Consider the following 23,634-nt stretch of genomic DNA (forward strand, 5'->3'; position numbering starts at 1 on the left):
TTCCATCGTCGGAATCTGGCGCGCATGCTGTCCGCATGACTGCCCGGGCTCCGCACTTCTTCGCCGCGCTCACACCCCGAAGAGCGGCGAATATACATCAAAAGGCAGGTCTCCTGGCTCATGCCTCAGACGCCGGCCCTCCGCCTTCCCGTTCGCTGGGCGAACAGTGGCCTACTTGCTTGGAGGGGGGCTAAGCATTTACAGTGGCGGGACCGCGCCGGTCTTTCACCGGCTTCCCTATTAAGCGACTGGCCGTCTTGGCGGACAGATCGCACCTTTGAATGAATCCCGTATTCAATTTGAACATTCCTTATCATATCGGTAAAAGGTCCCGCTGTCCACACCCGGCATTTCCCTGCCGGATAGAAATCTTCTTCCCGCTTACTCCCCCGCGGGGGAAGCGGACGGCGCCGAAGCCGTTCCGGCCGGGCTCAGGGAACCCGCCGGAGAAGCCGCCGGCGCTGCGGCCGGCCCGGTGCTGGCGGACAGCTCCGCCGATGCGGGCAGCTCTTCCAGCTCTCCGGTCATGCTGCGGTAGACCATCGTTCCCACGGTGCCGGGATCTTGGGGCGAGGCTGTAGCTTCCGCCGGTTCAGAAGCAAGGTCCATACTGAATTTATCCCCGGGCTTCAGGTCTATCGCCGCATTGAACGTCAGCAGCACTTGATAGGAGGACGACAAGCCGGATACAAAAGGAACCGCCTGCACAGCGGCCGGGCCGGACGCCGGGGCGGCTGTTCCTTCGGCTGCGCCCGCAGATGCGTCCGCTCCCGGCAGCGCCGGGGAAGCGGCCGGCATCGGCGAGACTGCCGCAGCGGGCGACGGCGATCCGCCGGCGTTCTCCGCCGTATCCGTGCCGGCGGCAGGCGCCGGGCTGGCGCCGTCAGGCGGCGGTGCGGCGCTCTCCGCGCCAGCCTCCTGCCCTTCGTTCAGCACCGTCTCCGGCCCGGCGGAAGAATCGGCACGGGCGGACGCGCCTGCGTTCCCGCAGGAGTGCACCGCCGAGATCAGCGGGAAGGGCCCCTTCCACTCGCCCTTGCCGCCTGGCTGCACTGATATTTCCCCGCCCGCCGTGAACGAGCCGCAGTCAGCGGCGGTGCGGAAGGTCAGGAGCACCTGACGCGCCGTTCCTCCGTCTTCCCCCGGATCGGCGGGAAGGATATACGCCGCAGCCGGGGTTCCCGCTTCTCCGGCGGGCGCTGTCTTCGGGTCGTCCTTGCCCAGAAGGCCGGCCAGCGCCGCGATCCCTCCGGCCAGCACCAGGATCGCCGGAACCAGAATCAGCAGCGGCCGACGCCAGCGGCGGACCCACTGCTCCACAGGCGTCGCCAGACGGCTGCGGGCCTCCGCATAGGCTTTGAGCAGAGCGGGCCCGGCGGCGGCTTCATGGTTTTTGCGGAACTCGCGCGACTTGAAGGCTTCCCGGTCATGGGTCACCAAGTCTTTCACAATCGCCTGCCGGTAGCCCGGCTCCAGCCGGCCCGGCTCCTTCAGGAAGAGCGGCCGGTCCTGCGACCATTCCAGGAACCGGTACATCGTCTCCCGGCTGCCGCCGGACTTGCGCCGCACCTCGGCGAGCAGCGCCGCATATTCCAGCTGGCCTCCTTCACGGTCGGCCCGGCTGTGGTAATACGCCAGCGGCAGCAGCGCAAAGGGCTCCGCTCCGGGCGACTCCTGCAGCCACCGGCGGCCAAGGAGCTGGACCTCATCCAGCTCCTTGGGCGTCAGTTCGTCGAAGATATGCTCGTCCGGCTCCTCTTCCCCGAACCACCGGTAAGCCGCCCGCAGTACCTTGGCCTTGGAGCGGTCGTGGTGGCTCAGCGCCGGCTTCCACTCCGTCATGTCCGCCGGATAGCGGACGAACGGAATGTCGAGCAGCTGATCCGGCGTCAGCGTCTCCAGCGTCAGGCAATGCAGCAGATAGCGGTCGGACGCCGTGAGCAGCTCCTGCTGAAACGCCAGCGCTTCCGCCGGATAGCCCCCCCGCCGCCGCGCCTTCTCCGCCTTCTCGGCCTCGTCATGCATATCGGCGACGGCGCGGACCGGGTCCTCCTCCGTCTGCAGCTTCTCGATCAGAAAGTCCAGGACAGCGCCCCGGAAGGCTTGAAGCCGGGCCGCCTCCGGCATGAACCGTCCCCAATGGACGGCGAACGCCATCACCTCGCCCGCGCCGGAGGCCTCCGTCAGGCGGCGCTCCATATAGGGCTGGAACAGCAGGCGGGTGAAGTCCGGCATCGCCAGCACCCGCCGGAAGAAGGCGGCGGCCAGCTCGCCGTCGCTCTCGACCAGCCGGTAGCCTTCCTCCAGCAGATCGGTGCGCCCCGCAATCTCCGCATTCAGCAGACCATGGATGAAGTAATCGACCGCCCGGCCCCGGTTGCTGTGCCCCTCCAGGCCGAAATGGCGCCGGTAAGCGCCCATAACGGCGGGCAGCGGCATGCTCTTGCTCCGCACCGCGGCATACTCCCGGTCCAGAAGCCCCAGCAGCAGATCATGCAGTGGCGCTCTGGCTTCCACAGACGCGGCGTCCGGCAGCCAGTCCAGCAGGCTGTTCAGCACAGCTCCGCGGTCCTGTTCGTAGAGCGCCTCCTCTCCCCCCGCAAGCCGGTAATAGACGGCCAGTTCATTATAGGCGGATACTGACAGACGACGCTCGGCCTTCTCGCCGCGCAGCAGCCGGTCCGCCCAGTCCGCGAACGCTTCGGCCTCTTCCCGGTTCCGCTGAAGCAGCTCCCAGATGAGCTCGGCATACGGCTGCGGGCCATCTCCGAAGTCCGCGTTCCAGGTCCGGCCGCCTGCCAGATCGAACCCGTAATCCTTCTCGATATTCCGGTCTCCCGGACGCAGGCTGCCGCTCTCGACAAAGGTCAGATGAATGTATTTGCGGCTCTGCGGTTCACTGGCATAGGTCAGCACGCCCAGCCGGCGGCGGAACTCCTGCGGGAGCGCCGACATCAGCAGCTCGGTCACATCCGCCGCCCGGTTCGGCAGTTCTCCGACCGGAACGTCCAGGGTCACATACATCTTCTTCTTGCCGGAGACGGCGTTCATCGCCGCCTGCAGCAGCGCCTGGAAGGTAGCCCGGTCAATGCCGAGCTTGGCCAGCTCCGCTGCGGAGAGAGCCGCCCTTCCGCGGGAAGACGGCACTGCCGGCAGCTCAGGCAGCGTTCCGCCCGGTTCGCCTTCGTAACGGTCGGCGAAGTCCGCATGCAGCCACGCGCCGTACTCCGTTACAATATCCTCGGACCGGAGGGCCGGAACGATATAGTTATGCGTGAAGAATGCGCTGCGCAGCCCCGTGAAATCCGCGGCCTTGTAGAGGCTGCGGCCGATCACCGTCTCTCCGCTGTCCGTATGGAACAGATGGACCGCCGCCGGATACTTCGATTCCTCCTTCTCTCCCGCTGCGGAGAGCTCCGCCGGGGCGTCGTAGAGACAGAAGGGATGCAGCACTTTTTTGACAAAATTGCCGTCCAGCTTGTCCGACTTGGCCACCGTATCGAAGCCTTCGGTCGTGCGGAACACGCCGCGCCGCTCGCGGGTGTACATCTGCTGCAGAATGCCCGAATCGATCACGCGCGGTCGCTCCCCTCAATGAAATTCAGCTTATAGAGCAGCCAGAGGAACGGCTCATCGACCCGGATCGGGCTGACGACGCCCTCTATGCGCTGGCCGACCGGGTTGCTGCCGAGGGCCGACACCGCGAAATAGGCCGTATTGGCAAAATACACGTCCATCGTATCCTTGAACGGCCGGTCCACCTTGCCGATGAACCGCCGGATTTCGCCGTCGATGTTGTCCACCTCGCCGAGATTCAGCGTCCCCCGGTGCACGTAATTATTGAAGACATTGCTGTTCGCCTTGATATAGTCGCCGTCCTCGTCTTTCAGGGAATGGAGCATGTCGCTCTTCGCCAGCACGATGGCGGTCGGAATCTCCGTCCGGCTCTTCTCCTGGTAGGCGATGAAGTCGCCGAACATGGTCAGGACCACGTCGCGCGGTTCATCGTACTGGGAGACGAACGCACCCGGATGATCGCCGAGATTGATCCGGATCTTCTCGCGGATGGAACGGATCTGCAGCGGATCAACCATGAACAGAATGCCCGCCGAGTTCTTGATATGCTGGCCGTGCAGGCCCAGATAATCCTGATCCACCATGCCCTCGCCGGCCACATCGAAGAAGACCAGCGTCAGCGGAGGCTTGCTCTCGTCCTTGAATACGAACTGGAAGATGAACGGCTCCTGCATCTTCTCCTTCTGCGTCGAAGCCAGCAGATCGCCCCGCTCGAACAGCGGATCTTCGTAGAGCGACCGGAACTTGCGGCTGATCTCGGCGTTCAGCGGCATGCAGGCTGCGTCGAAATGCCCGGCCGTCGTATGCTGGAGCGTATGGATCAAGGAGGTCATATAGACGGATTTGCCGACCTGCGACGCGCCGATAATCGAAATAATGTTGCTCGGCACCTTGCCGGCGGTCACCGGAAGCTCGTTGTGGCAGTGCGGGCACAGCCGCCGCCGGGTCAGCACCCCGTAGCGGTCGGTCAGTCCCGTCAGCACATGGTCGCTGTAGTGGCGGTATTCCTCGGGAATATCGGCGGGGTCCAGAATCGCTTCCAGATCATCCACCCCGTCCAGGCCAAAACGCTCCCGGTAGCGGTTGAGCACCGCATCCTCCGAAGGCGCGTAGTTCTCGTCGTCCTCCCGGCTGTGCGCCGCGCGGAAGACCACTTCATCCGGTTCAAATTTGGCAAAACAGTACGGACAGACAATATCGTAGAACAGCGGCCGCGGCTGCGGCTGGTTCTTCTTCAAGAATCGGCTGAAAAATGACATGAATTCTCCTCCTCCAAAACAGTCGGCGGGACCGCTTGTCCCCGCGGCCGGACCGCGCCGGGAGTTCTCAACGCTGTGCGCCAGACTCCCGGCCGCCGTCCCGCCGGGCCCGGCCGCAGCGCGGGACCTGCATCCCTCGGGATACAGCGCGCTGCGGTTCCGGGCGTCCGGTCATTCGGTATCCGGATCTCTGGGCATCCGGTCTTTCGGTATCCGGTCTTTCGGCCTGTGTCTTCTACTCCGGCACCAGCTCGTAATAACGGGCCTGGCGCGGTCCGTCGGTAAAGAACAGCCGGATATAATCATCCGGCCCGATTTCGATCGGCGGCAGCGCGTTCACGCCGGGGGCGAAATCGCGGACGAACGGATAGCGGATGCCGTCTTCCTTGTCCTGCGGGTATCCGCCCCGCTTCTTGACGTAGCACAGCACATCCTTATCGACGGGCGTCTCGGCCGTGACTGTAATCTGCGCCGTTCCCGACTTGCGCAGCAGCCCGCGTCTGCGATGAACCGAGTAGCCGATGCGGGCTTTGCCCGCGCCGACCGTTACCTGGTCCCCGCCGTCCGGGCGGCGGACCAGCCGCGTTCCTTCCTCATCGGAGAGCCGGACGTAGACCGCGTAGCGGACCGGTCCGATCTCCTCCATCCGGTCGCGGTACCCGCCGGCGGCCTTGTATTCTTCGCGGGTGTAGAGCTTGTAGCCGCCCGGCGGCTCATCCGGCCCGGCACCCTCCGGCATTTTGGCGATGCAGACCGCCTGGGCGCCTTTCGGCCAGTGCCAGCGGAGCGTGCAGACCCGGTCTTCGACGCTGGCCTTCAGATCGGAGACCGCCGGCCGTCCTTCTCCCGGTTCAATAAATTCCATGCTGTCGTTCCTCCCTGCTGTACGGGGTCAAAACCCTTTGCTGCTCCGGCCGCCCGGCCGGCGGTAGCCGGAAGACGGACCCTGCGGAACCGGGTCCCGTCTTCCGCGCCGGACCATCCGTCCCTCGCCGATGGGGATGACCGCCGTGAACAGCGCCATCACTCCTGCGAGCAGCAGCACGGCGATCAGCCGGATTACGCCGTTCAGGAAGCCGTTGCTTCCGAGGCCGAATTCCAGCGTCAGTCCGGCCAGCAGGCCGGACACCGCTCCGCCGGTGCCGAAGCTCCGCGCCAGATAGCGGTTGTCGAAGATGATGCCCAGACCGATGCCGAGCGCCGTTCCTGCCAGCAGCAGCGCAAGAACTCGCACCGCCGCATAATACGGGCTGTCCGCCGTGTCGTCCGTGCGCTCCGTCAGCAGCGTGCGGTCGCCGAGCCGGTCATAGATTTCCCGGAATACGGCTCCCAGCCGTTCCGCGTCCTCCACATCGTAGTACGCGCCGCCGGTAGACGCAGCCATATCCCGGAGCAGGCTCGTACCGGAGGCTTCCGTCAGCGCAAGGCCGATCGTATTGACCGCAACCTCCCGCTCCCGGTATGCGGCCAGATCGCTCTCCAGATCCAGCGAGCTGACTCCGTCCGAGAGCAGGATGACCATCGCGCCCCGCTCCTTGCCGGAAGCGCCGGTAATGACGTTCATTGCCTCCGCAAGAGCGCCGCGCAGATTGGTTCCTCCGTCGGTCGTGGACAGGCCGCCTATCGCCGCCAGCACCCGTTCCCGGTTGTTTCCCTTCAGCCGGATCAGCGGCTGGGCTACAGCCGCCTCGTCGCTGAACGAGACGACGGCGACCCGGTTGTCGCCGTCCATCGAGGCGATCAGCTCCCGCGCCGCTTCGTAGCGGCGGTTGGACGGGTCGCTCTGGGACATGCTGCCGGAGTCGTCGATCACCAGCACAATATCCTTCACCGGCTTCGAGCCTCCGAAATTCAGCTCATAGATGAATTCCGTCAGGGAACCGACTCCCAGCAGCAGCGCGACGGCCAGCGGCAGCAGCTTCCACGACAGTCCCAGGTAACGCTGCCGCCAGGACGCGCCGTTCAGTCTCGGCGATATCATTTCCGCCAGCAGACAACCGGCTCCGACGCCCAGCGCGACCAGGGCAAAATAGAGGCCGACGACGAGTATCGGCGGCCATTCCTCCAGCTTCGCGCCAAGCAGCAGCTCGCCTGCGGCAAAAGCCGCCGCGCCTCCGGCAAGGCTGAACAACAGCAGGAGTGCATTGATTTTACGCTGCATGCTTCAACATCCTTTCCCCCATCGAGCGGACCGAGAGTCCGCTCTTGTTGTGCGCGGGCCGGCCGGACTGTGCCGCTGCCCGCATTCTTCGCCGCCCGCCTTACCCGCGCAGCGGCGGCAGGTCCCCGCTCTCATCCGCATGCAATTCGTATCCGTTCTGAAGGTACGTCTCATAATAGATCCGGCCGTTGCGGTAATAGAGCAGATCCTCCAGATGGAAGCCGCCCATCAGGTTCAGCTTGGAGACCCCGCTGCGCCGTTCCTCATGGACGAAGCCGACCCGGTAATTGCGGGTCGTCTCTCCCTGGGCCAGCGCATAGCGCAGGAACTCGGAGCCCGAATCCCCGAAGAAATACTTCTCCTCGTGCCGGTGCTCCTGGGTGTACTGGAGCAGGCGGACATTGATCGCCGCTCCCTCCTCCAGATTCCGGTACAGCCGACGGAACAATTCTTCCTTCGGCAGTACCTCCCGGTTCTCGTACGCCGCCGCGACATTGGCCCGCCGCAGCAATTCTTCCTCGAACGGCAGTCCAAAAGCCGGCGATGCCAGCACCTCCCGTTCACACAGCGCGACCAGCTCCCGGAGGAAAGCCTCGCCGCCCCGGTCCAGCAGAGCCGCGGGATCGCCCAGCATCCGTTCCGTGAACCACACGCCGGGTCCGCGTCTGGATTCGGCCTCCGCCAAGACCTGCTCCGTCACGCCCGCGTAGTACTCCATAATGTTGCGGCCCGTATCAGAGTCGTTCCGGCCGATGGCTTCCATCGCGGCAGCTCTCAGTTCCTCTTCCAGCTCTTCCATCAGCCGCGCCCGGCGGCCGTTCTCCGCATTCAGCCGGTCCAGCGCATCCTCCAGCCTGCGGCAGAGCGCAAGCTCGGTCTCCAGGCGAAGAATGCCATATCTGCGGCCATACGCTTCCTCGAACAGATAGCGGACGGCGTTGCGGACCGTCCGCTTATCCAGCAGAGGCACGCGCGGAATCGGCAGGCGGCCGACCTCCGCTGCATACAGCCCGGCCAGCTCCTCCCGCGCGGTCGCTATCGCCGAGCGCAGCCCGGCCATATGCTGGCGGAGGCTGTGCCGCACGCTTCCGGCCTCGTCGCGGTCGGCGGTCCAGCGGGCCAGCTGCATGAAGTTCGGCGGCGCGGGCATCGCCGCCAGCGAACGCAGCAGCTCGCGCTCCGGATCGGCTTCCTCCAGTTTCCGGCCTGCCGGATTCTCAAAGTTCGCGCGAAAATAGCTCTCTGCGCCCTCGCCGAACAGCAGCTCCTCCGCCTCCCGGAGCGACAGCCGCCGAAGCTCTGCAAAGGACGGCTGCGTATGCGCCATCAGGCCGTTCATTTCGGCCAGCTCTTCCGGCTCCGGCAGCAACCTGCGGGCCCGCTCCCGGAGGCTCGCCTCGTCCATTCCCATCAGCCCGAGCCGTTCGCGCGGGCTGAGGCCGCTGCTCTGCCGAAGCTGACCGGCCAGCAGGCGGAGCAGATGATACAGCACAGCCAGCGCGATCTGCCGGTTCGGCCGGGTCACCTCGGCGAAGCCCGCCGAGGCGTAGGTCTCCCGGCCCGACACCCCGCGGATGCCGCTCTTGAAGGCGGCGTTGTTATAGCCGCCCTGACCGCCGTATCCGCCCGGGCCGCTTCCGGCCGAAGCGTCCCCGCCCCCCGGACGCACGGCATTCTTCAGCAAGCTGATATGCGAGATCATCTCGTAGTTGTCTTCCATGCCGCGGGGCGAGACAATGCCCCGCTCATTCTTGTCGGACAGGCAGTAGACCAGATCGAACAGCGGCGCCGGGCCGTGGCTGACCGCAATCGACAGCCCATCCTCCGTCACCAGCAGCGGTGCGGTCAGAGCATAGTCTGACGCCTGCATGCCGTCCAGCTCCCGCAGAAAGGCGAGTCCGGCGGAGCTGGCATAGCCGAAATGCTCCGCCTGCTCCCGCTCGGAGATCAGAACGAACAGATCGGTGCGCACCGACTTGAACGACTGGGCCAGCACGGTGCGCGCCAGCAGCGCAATCTGGGGCAGCAGAATGTTCGCGGGATCATCGACCATCGTCACGATCGACAGATGAATCACGTCAAACGACGAATAGAGACGTCCGTAATCCGCAATTTCATTGCTGATCCGCCGCAGCGCGGTGTTCATCCCGGCGAGATAAGCGGATTGCTCCTGAAACGCCCGCCAGACGTCCCGGCGGACCGTTCGGGGGTCTCTGCCCCGGACAGCGGGGAGCGTCATCTTCCGGACGGCCAGGTCCGGCAGCCCCGGCTTCGGGGCTGCTCCCGGGGACGGCTCTCCCGCATCGGAGGCCTCCTCCGGCGCGGCATGCAGCGCCAGCACGCCGCCGGCATTATCCCATTTGCGGCGGCAGCTCTGCACGACCGGCGAGATCGCCGGCTCGCACCGGGCTCCGAGGAACAGGAAGAGCGCCGGGTAATGAATGCTGGTGCGGCCGTCGCCGCTGCCCTGCTGCGCCTCCTCCCGGAGCGCATAGCCGTCCGCGAACTGCTCAAGCATCGCGCGGCCCATCTTATTTCAGCCTTTTGCGGATCGCGCTTAGCTTGCCGGTCATCGTCTGGTAGAACGCGTACATCTCGTCTCCGTCGGCATGCTCCGCACGTTCATACTCCAGCGAGTCGCGCGCTTCCAGGAAGGTGACGTACAGATTCTCCAATCGGTAGAGCAGCGGCGCCACGTCCTCGGAAGCCGTCATTTCGGCTGCGCGCTTCGCGGCTTTGCGCTGCAGCGCCGCCCGGCTCTTCTCGTCCAGGCTGCGATAGTGGCGGTACACCGCGTATTCCACATAGTTGCGTTCCTTCATCAGGTTGGCGAACGGCTCCCAGCTCTCTTCGTCCTCATCCTTGTCGTAGACGAACAGCGCGCCTTTCTTCGCGATCGTATCGGTGTAGAGCGCCTCGAGGAACTGATCCAGCCACTTCTCTTCGTCCCGGTGGCGGCCCAGAAGCGACTCCAGCTCCGCCGATTTGGCCGCGAGCGCGTCGTACTTCGCCAGCTCCTCCCGGACACGGGCGATCAGCAGCGGTGTGCGGATCAGATTCTCCCGCGCCAGCTCGCGGGTTACGCTGCCGAAGATATCCCGGGCGCCTTCCCGCACGAGTCCGCCGTCCCGCAGGCGCTTCAGCTCGTCGGCCGCCTTTCTCACTTCACCGAGGTTCGGGCGGCCGGAATCCAGCCGCAGATCGAACGCCCGAAGCACCGCCTCCACATCAAGCGGCCCCGTCAGAATGACCGAATAGCGGCTGCTCGTCTGTTCCGCCGCGCTCTTCTCGGCGATGACGCCCAGCTCCAGCGCCCGGTCAAAGTCGGCGCGGACGCCGGAATTGTACGCCTTGACGCGGAAGTTGCTGTACGTATCGCCCCAGGATTGCTCCGGAATCGGCGACGGCAGGTAGGTCCAGTTCTCCCTCTCCGTCATGACCAAATGGCGTCCGATGCCTTCCTTATCGAGAATCGTACGCTCGTAGTTCTCTTCGTAGACCTTCAGCGGCGTATAGACGAACAGCGGCACTCCGTTGCGCGTGTTGAGCCAGAAGATCCGGTTCTTGACTTCGCTCTCCTTGATCGTAAAATGCGACTTCCCGAGCGCATTGTCCTGATACGCTTTGATTCCCTTCAGGATGCCCGGCGCCTTGACCGGCACCGAGACGAAGCCCCAGGACGGAAAATGCAGGCTGCCCGAGCTGTTGCTCAGGTGGAACACCGGCACGGCTTCATCATCCAGCTTGCCGGCTATCGTCCGCTCCACCAGCTTGTCGAGCGGCTCGTCCTTGCCGAACTTCATAACCAGGAAGTCTTCCATGGAGCGGGTGATGAGATCGCCGAACTTGTCGCTCAGGAACTCCGAGATCGAAGCGACGATGTCGATATCCTGCTCCTGCACCCAGCGGCTGGAATGGCGCAGCATTTCGCGCGAGAAGTCGCGGATCAGGTCGTCGCCGTCCTTTTGGTCCATCAGCTTCGAGATCGTCCCGGCAATGTCGGGTACGCTGACAATGTTCCAGTAGTACGTCTTGTTCCCCTTATGGTCGGTCTGCTCCTCGCCGCTCGTCAGAATGTCGCCGTTCTTCTCGAAGATTGCGCTCAGCGCGTTCAGAATCTCCGTAAATACGCCGTAGATTCGGCTGTTCTCTTCATTCAGCAGCTCGAACAGGTCTTCGTAGAACTCGATCATCCGCTCGGTCCGCTCGACATCGGCGTGCAGCCAGTATTCGTTGATCTTGGCTTCGATATAGGCGTTCTTCTTCTTCTCCTTGGAGACAAAAGCGCTCCGCGCGTCGCCCAGCTTGTCGTCGGCCGCATCCCGGGCCGCCTCGATGTCGCGCGGCAGGCGCAGCAGTCCTTCGCGCAGCGTCTCAACATAGGACTGGATCAGCTTCAGGAGACAGAAGCCTTTTTCGGTATAGATCAGCCGGGAGACATAGAAGGGGCCCTGCTCGGGATGAAGGAACGTCCGCTCCATCTCTTCGCCGAATTTGGCCACAATCTCGCCGGGAAGCTGCTTGCGGGTCTTGATGTACTCCTCCCGGGCGCGGGCCAGGAAGCCCTGCTCCAGTTCGGTATCCATATCGACGACCTGGTTCTTGATGACGTTGGCGTGGCTCAGCCGCTCGCTGTTCTCGAAGCCCGGCAGCGGCTCCGGCACCCGGGACTCGAAGGTCTTGACCATGGTGTCGAGGTCGATGCCGAGCTTGCGGGCGGTCTTCTCCACATCCTCCTGGCCGGGAGCCTGATGGAACACTTTGTCCATCTTGTCGAACAGCCGGTAAGCCAGATAGGTCGTCATTTCCTCAATCGGCAGCACGGCGGAAGACGCCCCGATGATGTTGTATTCATAGTTGGCCGGATAGGACTTGTTCATCTGCGCGATGTTCGTCCGGATATTGCTGATATAGTCGTGAATCGCGAACTCCTCGCCCGACTGCTTCTCTTCGCTCGCCATGAAGTTCGTAATGTTCTCGGCCGTCACGTTCATGCAGTAGTCATAGGCGTTCTCCAGCAGCTTGCCCTCGGTGTTCGTCGCCGAGATCAGGTGGCAGAGATTGAACGGCGGCAGCGGTGAATTGACCGTCAGGATGTTGCCGTACTGCTGGCGGAAGCGTTCGCCCCGGCTGTCCACGTTCATCCAGTAATCCAGTTCCTTGAGCGCGGCATAGCCGTTCTTGCGGACATACTCGCGCGTGTGTTCGCTCAGACTTTTATTGGCCAGGTTGACGTCGGGCGTGAACAGATAGCCGAGCGTGTTGACCCGGTCGATGCCCGCCGAACCGTAGTCCCGTTCAATCAGGCCCCGGACGATGTAGGCGATGTCGAGGAACGTTCCGCTGCCCGTACCGCCCGATAGGCCCGTCAGCAGGAAGACCATCAGCTTCTTGTTCGTGCCAACCGACAGCGTCTTGATCTTCTTGTCGATGGCGCCGACGACCTGGTTAATCTTCGTGAACAGCAGCAGCCGTCCCGCCTGGCGGACGCCGGCGGCGCCGTTCATCCCGTCGGTGATGCTGAGCTCGGGCGAGAGCCATTCCGTGATATAGGGATCGAGAATGCTGCGGTTCTGCAGCAGGCCGCCGATCTCGGCGTTGGCCAGCAGCACGAATTCGTTCTGGGAATCGAGGCCGACGCCCCGGTAGCGCTTGCCGCGGTCCTGCTCGTTCGTCTCAAAAGCTAAGAATTCCACATTGTCCGGTTTGTCCCGCTTCTTCTTCGTAATCGGGTCCTCCGGCAGCTTGAACCGCCGGTTGATCTGATATTTCAGCCGCAGCAGGGCGTCGATGCCCGTACCGCCGAGGCCGATGATCAGAATCGGGTTGTCGATGGTATCGACCCGGATTTTGTCGCTGACGATACCTCCTCCGAGCGATACGTCCAACTGCTGGATATGCTCTCTAACGACCGGTTTCATAAGTGGTGTTCTCCTCTCGTTCGTGCGTCTCTTACTTCAAATATTCCAGCAAAATGCTCTTGTCCACGGTATGCAGCTGCACGGCAATGCGGTCGCCGCTCTTCAGTTCCAGCCCCCGGACGGTATCGACCGCCCGGCCCGATTTCTCGACTGCGGTATCCGGCCCGCCCTTCAGCACGATCCGGTCGCCGGTCCCCGGACGGAACACCAGGTTCTCCGTCTCTTTCAGCTCCGGGGCGAGCTGGAGAAGCTGATGCAGCGTGAACTTGCCGCGGAACCCGCTCAGCTTCTTGTACTGCGGGTACGTCTTCTCGCCGGTGTTGCCGTCTACCACTTCGACGACCATCTGGCCGACGAAGCCGCGGTTCGCCTTCTTGTAGAACAGCCACGCGGCGGCCGCAGCGGCCAGCACCGCCAGCGCTCCCAGCGCGATCAGGATATTGCGGAGCGTATGGCCGCTGCCGGACTCGCTGCCGCTGCCCGCTCCGCCGGCCGGAGAGGCCGCCGGGACCGCTTGGCCGCCTGCGTTGATCTTGACGGCGGGGCTCTCCCGGTAGAAGCTGCTCTCTTCGGCCCGGACCTTCAGCTCGTAGTTATGGCTTGCTTGGACCTGGAAGGTTCCCTTGAAGACGCCCTGCGTATTGTCGAGCGGAAGCTTCTCGGTCTTGCCGGTGTCCAGATCCGTCGCCAGAAGGACCGCCTTCATTCCGGCATAGAGCCCCGCTTCCTTCACCTGTGAGCCGCTGCTCATCAGATGGGCGGAGATATCGAGCTTGTCGCCCTTCTTGTACACTCCCGAAGCCGGCGAATCGACAGCCAGCGTCAGATCATAATTGAAGATCAGGTTAATGTCGATCTTGTCCTTCGGCACGCCCTTGACCGAGAGCTTCCAATCTCCCTCCTGAGGGGACTGGAGCTTGATAAGACTGTAGGTCTTGGATTTGGAGAGCAGCACGCCGCTTGAAGGGATGGCGACGTCCTTTCCCTTGGGATCGGTCAGCTTCGCGGTGACCGGTTGATCCGAGATAATGGAAATATTGGCTTCCAGCACGCTTGCGTTCGGCACGGATACCGTCACATCCTGGTAGTCTCCGTTCGCCGTCAGCGACTGCACCGGCACGACCTTCAGCTTCAGATGGTCGGCAAAAATTTCGCTCAGAATCTCCGGCAGATCGTCCGCCGTATTCGTCGCGAACGCCTTGCCGCCGCTGTCCTGCGAGAGCTGCGCCAGCTTGGCCTTGTTCAGCTTCCCGTCGGCGTTCAGCCCGATGGTATAGATCGGATAGCCGTTCTTCTTGGCCGCCGCTACGGCGTCGGCCAGTTCCCGGTCGGACTCGCTCTCTGTCCGGCCGGTCGCTTCGTTGAAATCGTTGTTGCCGTCGGCGAGCATAACGATCATCGGCTCATGCGAAGCGTCGCTGCCGTTCTGCAGCACTTTCACCGCTTCCTCGACGCCGACGGCGATATCGGTATAGGCCCCGCGGTCCAGGCCGTCGATGAAATCTTTCAGATCCTGCTTGTCGGAAGCGGATTTCACTTCCATCAGCGCCTTCTCGCGCTGTACCTTGTCGGTGTACGCCACGATGCCGACTTTGTCCCCCTGCACGGACAGCATATCGACGAACAGCTTCATGGCCTCCGCGGCGATTCCGCCGGGATCGCTCGTCTTCATGGAATTGCTGACGTCCAGCAGCAGCACGGCGTCGATCCGAGACGCCGCCCCTGCCGGCGTCTTGGCCGAAGCGGCTGCCGCATGCGCGGCGGACGGCTCGCAGACAAGCGCGAGCAGGAGCAGCACGCTCAGGAACGCAGCGGAAATCCGGGTTCGGATGTTATCAATCGTCAAATGTCGAAACATGGCACAACTCCTCTAATCATTAGGTGTTCGGCCAGGCGAGCGCCCGCTGGTCGGGGCAGCTAAAATCTGTAAACAGCCTGCCATTATGATATAATTAAACCCTTCAAACTTCAACCGAGGCCAGGCCGGACAAGGCGGCAGGAGCGCCTTGACAGCGGCCGGCGCATCGAACGCCGACGGCTCTGCTGCCATTGTAGCGGATGTACATTAAAGGAAGCTGAAGTCCGCGGCCCGGTAAGGAAAGGACCAAATTATGATTACATACGCAATATTGGGACTTGCGTTTCTCTATACGGCGATCCAGGCCATTCTGCTGCTGCTGCGCCGCCGCAAGCCCGTCAGCCGGGAAGAGATCGACGAGCGGCTGCTCGCTTCGCTGAACGGGGGGAACCGACCGTCATGAAGACTGCCAAGAGACCCGTCGTGCTGCGCCCGTTCCGCTATCCCCGCTATTCGTTCGACGCGCTTCGCGTCTGTACGCGCTGTTCCCGCTATACGGCTCTCGCCGGGGAGCGCTGTCCGGCCTGCGGCAGATCGTCGCTTCTTCCGGTGGAAGCCAAGGCAGCCTCCCTGGCTTCCAAGCGGCGTACGGTCCGGCTGGCGGCCGTTCTCGTTCTGTCCGCTGCGGCCGTCTATTTCGCTGCCGACGGATCGCAGCGGTTCATCGCCCTTGCAGCCGGCCTGCTGCTGACCGTACTGCTGTCCTGGCTGCAGCTCCGCGCCCGCCTGACCGAAGACATCCGCTCGCTGGACGAGCTGTTCCGCCGGGATATCGGCCTCATCCGGGAAGGGCTGGAGGGCGACCGCCAGGAGGCGGTATCGGTGCTGCGTGAAGACGATGTGCTTGCCTATGAGAAGCTGCGGGAGGTCTCCGTTCTGCTCCGGGGCGACCGGGTCTCCCGCCAGCGCGTTGCGCTGCTGCACGGCTTCCAGCTCCGCAAGGACATGGATCTGGAGATGGAGTCCCTGATTCTGCGGGACTTCGAGCCGCTGCTCGCCGAGTACATCGGCGAAGTCGCGAAGCTGAAGCCGGAGCTTATCAAAGACCGGACGCTCCGCTACTGCCAGCTTCATGAAGCGCAGATTCTGGAAATGAGGGAGGGCCCGGCCATTCTGACCGCCGTCGCTGCTGCCGCCGTCCGGATGAAGCGCTACTGCCTGCTGTACTCCGGCTTCATCGGCCGATATGCCGACGGTCTTCCAAGCGACCGGTTCCTCCGCCTGCTCCGGCTGGTGCAGGCCGATCCCCGGGAGGCCTGGAACGGACTGGACGCCATTGTCCGGGACATCGCCGGGAACCGGGGCATCCCGGAGGCACGGTCTCATTGATGGCCCCTGCCATTGACCCTGCCGGGATAGGCGCGGCAAGGGTTCGGTTATTGGACGCCGCCGGGCGTCCCCTTCCCTGCACTCTGCGCTGCGGCGCCGCCGGGCAGTCCGGATAACCGGGGCCCAAGACCCAAAAAACCAGCGTTCCCTCCGCCAAGGAAGGAACGCTGGTTTTTTGACGTTTATCCATATGGGTACTGCTTAGAAGCCATGCGTTATTCGCCCGGGTAGACAAGCCCCCACTGCTTGCGTACACGATCCAGCAGCCCCATGATCTCCAAGGATTCATCCAGCGGCATTACCGGGCTCTCCTTCAGACCTGCCCGAAGGCAGCGGGCCACTTCGTCGGCCTCCAGCGCATAGCCCTCGCAGACGCGGTCGTCCTCGAACCGCTCGACTCTCTCGTCTCCCGCGTACAGCTCGGCCGCATACGGATTAACCGGGGTCAGCGGGATATAGATACGGCCTTCTGTCCCGTAGATGTGCACATCGTTGGCCATCCCGAGCCGGATGGCTCCGGCCAGCTGGGCCGCCTTGCCGCCTTCATAGCCCAGCAGCAGCGAGAACTGCTCGTCGACGCCCGTCTCCCCGATATGTACCGCGCTCTGTACGTCCTTCGGAGACGGACCCAGAATCATGGATGCCAGGGCAACCGGATAAATCCCGACATCCAGCAGCGCGCCTCCGCCAAGCTCCCGGTTCAAGAGCCGCCCCTGCGGATTCCAGTCGGACCGGAAGCCAAGCTCTGCCTTGACCAGCTTCACTTCGCCGATCTTTCCGGCGGCAATCCATTCCCTGACCTGCACCATAGCCGGAATGAACCGACTCCACATTGCTTCCATCAGGAACACGCCGTGTTTCCGGGCACAGGCAACGACCTCCTCCAGTTCGCTGCGGTTAAGCGTGAACGGCTTCTCGCAGAGCACCGCTTTGCCCGCGCGCAGCGCCAGCATGGCGTTCTCCTTGTGGAAGGGATGCGGCGTTCCGATGTAGACGGCCTCTACCTCGGGATCGGCTACCAGTTCCTCGTAGCTGCCGTAGGCCTTCGGAATGCCGTGCTTGCCGGCAAATTGTTCCGCGCCCTCCAGACTCCGCGAACCGACTGCAAAGGCAGCCCCCTCCCGGCTGTAGGCCAGATCGCGCACAAACTTGTCGGCGATTACTCCCGTACTGATAATCCCCCAACGCAGGGGAACCTTCTTGTCAGCTTCATTAGGCATCGTTGGTCAATTGCTCCCTTCGTGAATTTACACCATTGCCGCCAGCGCGGAAATCCCGATACCCGAGAAGAGCAGAACAACGACGGCGCTGGACACATTCCATAGGGCGGCACGGGTCTTCGGCAACATGTCGCCGAAGGACGCCGCACTGCCGAGCATCTGGCGCAGACCCAGCATGAACAGCAGCCCGAGTTCGCCAAGCCCTGCCAGCAGCAGCAGTTCCCAACTGGTCTTCGGGACGAACCGGTCCGCCGCGCCTCCTCCGTCATAATGAATCGGAACCATATCGGGCATTCGCGGGTAGAGCAGAAGATATACGGCAAAAGGGATGATTCCAATCAGCACGCTTGCGATTATCCATCGTTTGGTCCGGGCCACGGTCAGCGCTCCTTCGTCGGTTCCATTCGGCCTCACCGTCATCGCCCTGTCTCTCGCAAGCTGTACTTCTCCCGTATGCGCGGCGCTCCGAATGTAAGGCCTTTCTTATCCATACCTTGTCATTATACCATCGTTTCAGCGTCCGGTGCGCCGTCATGTTATAATGAAACGAACGACCGAACGAACCGGAGGTTATTAATCATGCTCACTTTTGAACAGAAGCTTCGCATTCTGGATTCCTATCCCGAACTGACGCGCAGAGACGTCTCGCTCGGCCGGGTAAATTACAGTCTGGAGACCAGTCTTCATGACAAAAAAACCGTCGCCTACCATCTGCATCCGAACGGCAACGGCTATGTCTATGCCGGCCTTCTGCGCGGCCGCGAGACGGACGCCAAGGGTCTCGTCAACATCCGCGAATTTGAAGAAGCCGAGCTGCGCGAGCTGGTGGAGGCCTCCATCGCTTCCTTGTCCCAGGCGCCGGCTGACGCCGGCACCTCCGCCCCCCGCAAGCCGAAAAAAGCCAAGAACAATTCGGTCTGGCTGGACGCGGACGGCAGCATCCTGGAACTGAAAGCCGAAGAAGGGCTCTGGTATCTCTACTCCGGTCCCAATCTCGACATGGCGTTCGAGACGCGCGCCGAGGCCGAGGAGTATCTCGCGGAGGAAGGCTTCACGGAGAAGCCGGAGTAGAATAGCCGCGAGCGGGCCGCTTCCGCTTCACTCCGGCCTCTCGGAGATCACAAAAGGCCGAGCGCCGGCACCCGGAAGGGTATCGGCGCTCGGCTCTTTTGCATTGCATCCCAGTCTATCTGCTTATTCGTCAGCGTCCTCCCGCTTTCGCGGCTTCGCGGTATCTCACCGGCCTCAAGCCTGGCGGAAATGCCGGCGCAGCAGACCGGTCAGCTCCTCCCTGTGAGCATGCGGATCGTAAGCGGAATTATTCACGGTATGGACCGGCATGTTCAGTTGGCCCAGGATCTTCCGCTCCAGGGCTCGGCGGGCTTCCAGCACCTGCACAGTCCCTTCCAGCCCCCGGAGTCCCCGGCGCAGCCCGTACCCCTGGCCGGTGTAATACGCCATGAAGCCTTCCGACCATTCCCTCGGCCGGTCCGCTACCGCCTTGCGGAATGAGAAATCCAGATCCTCCTGCTCCACGTAGATCAGCATCGGCTTCAGAGGCTCGATCAGCGAAGCCAGCTCCGCCACATAGGCCTGCGTCTCCGCATCCGCCGCCCCGTACTTAATCATCCCCACGGTAACCGGATTCTGAATGAAGCAGCATTCGAACACGTACACTCCGGATTCCCTGCGGGCCGCCTCCGCGAATCTTCTCCATTTGGCGGCGATCAGCTCCCGGTTGCGCGCAAGCGGAAGCTCATAGATATCATATTTCTGTGCGGCTTGAAGCCAGGCGTTCTCCGCTTCCTGCCCGCTGCCTCCCTCGCCCGCCCCTGCGCGCTCTTCCCGGATTCGGCGGTATTCCAGCAGATAATGGCCGTCCTGCCGGACAAGCCGGTCTTCGATTTTCTCTTCCGGCGGGTTATAGGCCTTCTTCCAGGCGGCGTATTCCGCTTCGGTGAAGCCGGACACCCCGTCGTAATCGGCGGGATGATTCAAGTCCCCTTCCGCATACAGCCGGGAACTCAAGCCCATCTGTGTCAGCGTCTCATGCACGAAGGCGGCGGTGGTCGTTTTGCCCGAACCGGGCAGCCCTTCAATCAAGATCAATTGGGCGGTCATGGTCATTTCCCCTTTCGCAGTTGAACCCCGGAGGGGACAGCGTGCCTCGCGGGATGCGCCTTATCCCAAGCCAAAGAGCGGATACCACAGGTATCCGCAGGCCGGTTCGCACAGCCCCTGTCCCTCTTCCGTTTCCTTGCAGGCAGGCATGTCAAATCCGGCAGCATAATTGCTGCGCGGCGGCATCCCGGCAAGACTTGAAGACTAGGTTACAGGTTCATCCACATGGCGGGTTCGGGGCTCCTTCGTGCGCATCTTGCATCCAGCTTACCATCCTGCCGCAAATGCAACAAGCCTTCCGCGCCTTTACGTCTTCAGCGCCGGCGGTTCCGCTCCCGGGAAGGCCCGCCCCGGCCTCTCCGTTTGCCTCTGCCTCTGGCTTGGCTTCCCCTTCTGCGGCCGGACCAGGCGCGCCCGGACAGGGACCGCGCGCGCCGCCGGACTGCCGCGGGAGAAGATGTCTTCCCGGCGCTTGCCGCACGGCCCGCCTGTCTGACATCCATGGCGAATGGACGCTCCCCGGCCGAAGGTTCCTCTGCCGGAACGAATCGGAGCGCCGCCGCGCCCGGCGGCTCCTCCAGCGGGCAGCGGGCGATCCGGTCCAGCTCCTCCTCCGGCACCGGCTCTTTGACCGCCAGCAGATGGTACATGATCCGGTGCGCGACGTTAAGCTGCGATTGCCGGAGCAGCGACAGTTCGAACCGGTCGTAGAGACCGGCATACTGCGGGAAGTGGAAGACTTCCATCCGCAGCAGCCGAAAGTCGGTTCCGGCCGGCTGCGCCGCTCCCTTGACCAGCGACCAATCCTCGGGAAGCGGAAAAGCGTCCTCCCATCCCGCCGACTCCGCAGGCGGATAGGGCGACCAGAAGCGCGGGGAGTGCTCATTGAACCGCTGGCGCAGATAAGGATTGGCCATATGGACGGCCGCGTGCGCATAGGGGGCAAGCAGACAGACGAGCGCCTTATGCCGGCAGACCCGGAACAGCTCCCGAAGAGCTGCCGGCAGGTCCCGGGCATATTCCAGGCAGCCTTCAAGAAGAACCGCATCGACCGTTCCGTCGCCGAACGGGAGCCGTCCCTCCCCGGTCCAGGGCAGACTCCGGGACGAAGGCGACGCGTAATCCCTGCAAGCCGTGCCCAGCTCGATTCTCATGAAGCTCCCCCACCTTCATCAGCGCTATGGGATAGGATATGAAGCTTCCCGGCCGGCGGAAGCGGCGGCTGTCCCCCGGACTCCGGCCGCGTCAAGGCGCGGCCCCAGGGCAACGCATACGAAAGAGCCCTTCCGCCATAATTCAGGCGGGAGGGCTCCGGGAGCGTTCTTTTTGGCGGAGCAGGCTGATCGGAATAGACTTACTGTCCGGTGCCGCTCTGCACCTCTTGGGCATTGAGCGCTTCCTGCGGAACCTTGATCTCGTCGATCCCGTTATGATCCGACAACTGGGCGCTCACCGTCATATCCAGCTTCACCGTCTGGCCTTCGGCATCCATGTCCATCGCCATAATCATGTCGGTCGCGACCGGATAGTAGGTCTTCTTATCCACCGTGTACGACAGCGTCATGCTCTTGATGTTCATCTGGTCCAGCATCTGGGCCTGCTGCTGATTCGACTGTCCCAGATAGCCTTTGGCGATGTCTTTCACCTTGTCGCCGCTGACCTGGACGTCCATCGTGTACGCGCCGTCTTTCTCGAAGACTTTGATCTCCTTGGCGAAGGACTTGAACTGGTTCAGCTGCTGCTCGGGATTGACGGACTGCGTCATGGCGGTCTTCAGCGTCTCGTCGAGCGGCATCTTCTGCCATTGTCCGTTGGCCTGGATGTACATCTCTTTATCGGTAATATATTGTTCGAATGTCTGCTCCTGGCCGGTCATGTTGCTGGTAACCGTCTGGTGCATCCGCATCGGACTGCGGGTGAATTCGGTCTGCGTATCCATCTCGATCTCCTGCTGCTGGCTCTCGCCGTTCTGCGAGAAATCCATGTTCTGAATCGTCGAGGTCTCCATGGCATAGCTCTTCAGGCCGGCTGTCGCTTCGGTTACTTTGGCGATCAGCTCATCGGCGGAGATGCCGGCCTCGACCTGTCCTGCCGGGCTGGCCGACGGGGACGCGCTTCCGGCCGGAGCGGATGCCGTAACTTGGGCCGAAGGGGTTGCTGCCGACGCATCGGCTTCGTTGTTCGCGCCGCCGTTGTTCCCGCAGCCTGCCAGCAGCAGCGCAGCGGTTCCCATAACTGCAAAAGTCTGTTTCTTGTTCAGTGTGCGAAAGAAAGACATCAAGTAGAATTCCTCCTGTAGAATATTGGGCTAGAGTTCCATTACCCCCTACCTACACGGTTAACACATCTTTGGGCTGTTTTATTAAAAAATAATTAAAAGTGAAAACTCTCCGTCTACCGGTCCAGTTTCTTGACCAGAATCAGCTCCGGCGGGTCCTCCTCCTGCAGCAGGCAGCCTGCATCGCGGTACCCAAGCTTCCGGTAGAAATGCTGGGCGCTTCTTATTCGTAGCGCTGACGGCTCTCCTCATCGGCAATGCCCTGAACCTCGTCCGCTGTGATGACCAGCATTTCATATCCGTTCTCTTCATACCGCTTCATCGCCCGTTCCCGGAAGAACTTCGGGCTGCCCTCCGCGGCCTCCTCATCATAGAAGAGCAGGATGCCGTCGCTCTTGCGCAGCAGCAGCTCGTCCCGCGCGCGGAACTGCCAAGGCCCTTCGTAAGGTCGATTGCTTACGGCGGCGCAATAATCCGCTGCCGAAGTAATCCGGCGGTACTCCTCCTGCTTCTCTTCCTTCCAGCGCTCTTCCGGCGCGGCGTGGGCGGTCACGATCCCGAGCTTCAGTTCGGGATAGTCCGCCCGCAGCGCCAGCACGACTTCGCATACCCAGAGATCGAAGCCGTATTGGCCCGGCGTAATGACCCATTCCAGTCCCTCATCGAGAAGCGGAAGAATCCGGGTCTCCGCTGCTTTTTTGATATAGGGAATGGCGGGGTGCTTGTCGTTGTAGATGCCCAGTTCATGCGCCCGGTAGCCGGTTGCCAGCAGTGTCTTCATTCGATGGACCCTCCCTTGAAATTCCAGTATAGTACACCGGAGACCGCCCCGCTATTCCTTCGGGCACTTCCCGCCGGCTCCCGGGCCGCAAAAAAAGGCCGGAAGGAACGTTCCCGTTCCCCCCGGCCTTGTCTTCTTCATGAACCTATTTCATGGCAAGAAAAGCATCCGTGAACAGCTTCAGCAGATGATCCAGCGTAATCGGATCGCTGTAGGACGAAGCTTCCGTCTCAATCTCGATGACATGGCCGTTCTTGACGGCCGGGATGTTCTTCCACGTGTCGGTGCCAAGGAAGGCGTTGTCCGTCCCCGCCGGACGGCTGAGGACAATATAATCCCCCGCATACTGCGGAACCGTCTCGTTGGACAACGTGTAGTAACCCGGTCCGAGCGCATCCTTCTTGACGGCTTCCGGCATCTTCAGACCCATCGCCTGGTACAGCACTTCCGTGCCGCGCGCCCAGTTGCTGCCGAAGACATAGAAGCTCTTGGCATCGTACTCAAAGACCGAGACCGTGGCGTTCTCTCCGATCTTGGCTTTGATGTCCTTGCCGGCCGCCTTGGCGCGGGATTTGAAATCATCCGCCCAGGCCTGAGCCTGATCGGCCTTGTTCAGCAGCTTGCCGATCTCGATCTGCTGGTTCAGGTAATCGAGCTTGCCCCAGGTGTAGACCACCGTCGGCGCAATCTTGGACAGCTTGTCGAGATTCTTCATATAGTCGCCCGCAATGATCAGATCGGGATTCAGTTCGATGATGTCCTCGAGACTCTCGTCGGATACAACCTTGATGTCCTTCAGCTTATCGGTGAACAGCGGATTCTTACCGGTCCACTCGTCCACCCCTACCAGGGTCCCGCCCAGCGAGATGACGTTCGGAGCGAAGCTCAGCGCCACAATGCGCTGCGGATTGGCCGGTACCTCGACCGGACCTGTCTGCGATTCGTATGTAATCGTTCCGCTTGCGGCCGGAGCGGCCGAAGCAGCGGCGGAAGCGGAAGCTTCCGGAGCCTGTGAAGGCGCAGCGGTGCCTGCCGCCGTATTGGTATTGCCCGATCCGTTATTGTTGCCGCAGGCAGCCGTCACAAGCAGCAGCACCAGGGCCAACGGTGTCAGCCATTTTTTCATTCGA

The 23,634-nt window shown here is 62.6% G+C and carries 17 protein-coding genes, 1 pseudogene and 1 riboswitch; of the genes and pseudogenes, 3 read left to right on the plus strand and 15 right to left on the minus strand.

The genetic code is table 11. The features are described 5' to 3' along the window. Nucleotides 1-86: 86 nt before the first annotated feature. Nucleotides 87-294: riboswitch (cobalamin riboswitch) on the minus strand. Nucleotides 295-381: 87 nt separating this feature from the next. The 7 genes from RBI05_RS15165 to RBI05_RS15195 form a co-directional block, all read right to left on the minus strand. After that, the gene (locus RBI05_RS15165; protein ID WP_310551726.1) at nt 382-3,576 is read right to left on the minus strand and encodes a GAP1-N2 domain-containing protein; all 3,195 of its coding nucleotides are present in this window, start codon (nt 3,574-3,576) and stop codon (nt 382-384) included. Further along, nucleotides 3,573-4,835: a hypothetical protein gene (locus RBI05_RS15170; RefSeq protein WP_310551727.1), complete on the minus strand. Its 1,263-nt coding sequence runs from the start codon at nt 4,833-4,835 to the stop codon at nt 3,573-3,575. The genes RBI05_RS15165 and RBI05_RS15170 overlap by 4 nt, the downstream gene beginning before the upstream one ends. Nucleotides 4,836-5,070: 235 nt before the next feature. Continuing rightward, the gene (locus RBI05_RS15175) at nt 5,071-5,700 is read right to left on the minus strand and encodes a beta-mannanase (protein ID WP_310551728.1); all 630 of its coding nucleotides are present in this window, start codon (nt 5,698-5,700) and stop codon (nt 5,071-5,073) included. A 27-nt stretch (nt 5,701-5,727) separates the two neighbouring features. Further along, nucleotides 5,728-6,996: a vWA domain-containing protein gene (locus RBI05_RS15180; RefSeq protein ID WP_150458177.1), complete on the minus strand. Its 1,269-nt coding sequence runs from the start codon at nt 6,994-6,996 to the stop codon at nt 5,728-5,730. Between the two features lie 100 nt (nt 6,997-7,096). Continuing rightward, on the minus strand, nt 7,097-9,526 hold the full coding sequence (locus RBI05_RS15185) for a transcription initiation factor TFIID (protein WP_310551729.1): 2,430 nt from the start codon (nt 9,524-9,526) through the stop codon (nt 7,097-7,099). Nucleotide 9,527: 1 nt separating this feature from the next. Continuing rightward, complete coding sequence (locus RBI05_RS15190) at nt 9,528-12,917, minus strand: tubulin-like doman-containing protein (protein ID WP_310551730.1); 3,390 nt, start codon at nt 12,915-12,917, stop codon at nt 9,528-9,530. Nucleotides 12,918-12,948: 31 nt separating this feature from the next. After that, nucleotides 12,949-14,775 carry a VWA domain-containing protein gene (locus RBI05_RS15195; RefSeq protein ID WP_310551731.1) on the minus strand — a complete coding sequence of 609 codons (1,827 nt, stop codon included), beginning with the start codon at nt 14,773-14,775 and terminating at the stop codon, nt 12,949-12,951. A gap of 253 nt (nt 14,776-15,028) precedes the next feature. Here RBI05_RS15195 and RBI05_RS15200 point away from each other — a divergent pair, with 253 nt between their 5' ends. Together RBI05_RS15200 and RBI05_RS15205 are read left to right on the plus strand one after the other, a co-directional pair. Continuing rightward, nucleotides 15,029-15,178 carry a hypothetical protein gene (locus RBI05_RS15200; RefSeq protein WP_191089553.1) on the plus strand — a complete coding sequence of 50 codons (150 nt, stop codon included), beginning with the start codon at nt 15,029-15,031 and terminating at the stop codon, nt 15,176-15,178. Next, nucleotides 15,175-16,104, plus strand: coding sequence for a hypothetical protein (locus tag RBI05_RS15205; RefSeq protein WP_310551732.1), 930 nt, complete (start codon nt 15,175-15,177; stop codon nt 16,102-16,104). Before RBI05_RS15200 ends, RBI05_RS15205 begins: the two co-directional genes overlap by 4 nt. 215 nt (nt 16,105-16,319) lie before the next feature. Here the strand turns inward: RBI05_RS15205 and RBI05_RS15210 are convergent, their stop codons facing one another. Further along, nucleotides 16,320-17,324: a Gfo/Idh/MocA family protein gene (locus RBI05_RS15210; RefSeq protein ID WP_310551733.1), complete on the minus strand. Its 1,005-nt coding sequence runs from the start codon at nt 17,322-17,324 to the stop codon at nt 16,320-16,322. Between the two features lie 27 nt (nt 17,325-17,351). Then, nucleotides 17,352-17,744, minus strand: coding sequence for a DUF1648 domain-containing protein (locus RBI05_RS15215; protein WP_150458183.1), 393 nt, complete (start codon nt 17,742-17,744; stop codon nt 17,352-17,354). Between the two features lie 159 nt (nt 17,745-17,903). On the opposite strand from RBI05_RS15215, the gene RBI05_RS15220 reads away from it, so the two are divergent. Further along, the gene (locus RBI05_RS15220) at nt 17,904-18,395 is read left to right on the plus strand and encodes a hypothetical protein (protein WP_310551734.1); all 492 of its coding nucleotides are present in this window, start codon (nt 17,904-17,906) and stop codon (nt 18,393-18,395) included. A 174-nt stretch (nt 18,396-18,569) separates the two neighbouring features. Here RBI05_RS15220 and RBI05_RS15225 read toward each other — a convergent pair whose 3' ends face one another. The 6 genes and pseudogenes from RBI05_RS15225 to RBI05_RS15250 all read right to left on the minus strand — a co-directional run bounded on the left by RBI05_RS15225 (nt 18,570) and on the right by RBI05_RS15250 (nt 23,630). After that, the gene (locus RBI05_RS15225) at nt 18,570-19,445 is read right to left on the minus strand and encodes a P-loop NTPase family protein (RefSeq protein ID WP_310551735.1); all 876 of its coding nucleotides are present in this window, start codon (nt 19,443-19,445) and stop codon (nt 18,570-18,572) included. A gap of 314 nt (nt 19,446-19,759) precedes the next feature. Then, a complete protein-coding gene (locus tag RBI05_RS15230; RefSeq protein ID WP_310551736.1) occupies nt 19,760-20,599 on the minus strand; it encodes a methyltransferase domain-containing protein in 840 nt (279 codons plus the stop codon). Between the two features lie 200 nt (nt 20,600-20,799). Next, nucleotides 20,800-21,723 carry a DUF6612 family protein gene (locus RBI05_RS15235; protein ID WP_310551761.1) on the minus strand — a complete coding sequence of 308 codons (924 nt, stop codon included), beginning with the start codon at nt 21,721-21,723 and terminating at the stop codon, nt 20,800-20,802. 116 nt (nt 21,724-21,839) lie between these two features. After that, nucleotides 21,840-21,941: pseudogene (locus RBI05_RS15240) on the minus strand (GNAT family N-acetyltransferase); the annotation flags it as partial. A 5-nt stretch (nt 21,942-21,946) separates the two neighbouring features. Further along, nucleotides 21,947-22,504, minus strand: coding sequence for a DUF1273 domain-containing protein (locus RBI05_RS15245; protein WP_310551737.1), 558 nt, complete (start codon nt 22,502-22,504; stop codon nt 21,947-21,949). A 145-nt stretch (nt 22,505-22,649) separates the two neighbouring features. Continuing rightward, nucleotides 22,650-23,630: an iron-hydroxamate ABC transporter substrate-binding protein gene (locus tag RBI05_RS15250; protein WP_310551738.1), complete on the minus strand. Its 981-nt coding sequence runs from the start codon at nt 23,628-23,630 to the stop codon at nt 22,650-22,652. Nucleotides 23,631-23,634: the final 4 nt, after the last annotated feature.

The sequence above is a fragment of the Paenibacillus glufosinatiresistens genome, assembly GCF_031470375.1.
Classification (GTDB): Bacteria; Bacillota; Bacilli; order Paenibacillales; family Paenibacillaceae; genus Paenibacillus_AQ; species Paenibacillus_AQ glufosinatiresistens.

Coding starts and splice junctions, on each gene's coding strand:
- RBI05_RS15215 (WP_150458183.1), bottom strand. CDS start 17,744: ATGACGGTGAGGCCGAATGGAACCGACGAAGGAGCGCTGACCGTGGCC.
- RBI05_RS15220 (WP_310551734.1), top strand. CDS start 17,904: ATGCTCACTTTTGAACAGAAGCTTCGCATTCTGGATTCCTATCCCGAA.
- RBI05_RS15230 (WP_310551736.1), bottom strand. CDS start 20,599: ATGAGAATCGAGCTGGGCACGGCTTGCAGGGATTACGCGTCGCCTTCG.
- RBI05_RS15195 (WP_310551731.1), bottom strand. CDS start 14,775: ATGTTTCGACATTTGACGATTGATAACATCCGAACCCGGATTTCCGCT.
- RBI05_RS15205 (WP_310551732.1), top strand. CDS start 15,175: ATGAAGACTGCCAAGAGACCCGTCGTGCTGCGCCCGTTCCGCTATCCC.
- RBI05_RS15235 (WP_310551761.1), bottom strand. CDS start 21,723: ATGTCTTTCTTTCGCACACTGAACAAGAAACAGACTTTTGCAGTTATG.
- RBI05_RS15185 (WP_310551729.1), bottom strand. CDS start 9,526: ATGGGCCGCGCGATGCTTGAGCAGTTCGCGGACGGCTATGCGCTCCGG.
- RBI05_RS15210 (WP_310551733.1), bottom strand. CDS start 17,324: ATGCCTAATGAAGCTGACAAGAAGGTTCCCCTGCGTTGGGGGATTATC.
- RBI05_RS15180 (WP_150458177.1), bottom strand. CDS start 6,996: ATGCAGCGTAAAATCAATGCACTCCTGCTGTTGTTCAGCCTTGCCGGA.
- RBI05_RS15245 (WP_310551737.1), bottom strand. CDS start 22,504: ATGAAGACACTGCTGGCAACCGGCTACCGGGCGCATGAACTGGGCATC.
- RBI05_RS15170 (WP_310551727.1), bottom strand. CDS start 4,835: ATGTCATTTTTCAGCCGATTCTTGAAGAAGAACCAGCCGCAGCCGCGG.
- RBI05_RS15175 (WP_310551728.1), bottom strand. CDS start 5,700: ATGGAATTTATTGAACCGGGAGAAGGACGGCCGGCGGTCTCCGATCTG.
- RBI05_RS15250 (WP_310551738.1), bottom strand. CDS start 23,630: ATGAAAAAATGGCTGACACCGTTGGCCCTGGTGCTGCTGCTTGTGACG.
- RBI05_RS15200 (WP_191089553.1), top strand. CDS start 15,029: ATGATTACATACGCAATATTGGGACTTGCGTTTCTCTATACGGCGATC.
- RBI05_RS15225 (WP_310551735.1), bottom strand. CDS start 19,445: ATGACCGCCCAATTGATCTTGATTGAAGGGCTGCCCGGTTCGGGCAAA.
- RBI05_RS15190 (WP_310551730.1), bottom strand. CDS start 12,917: ATGAAACCGGTCGTTAGAGAGCATATCCAGCAGTTGGACGTATCGCTC.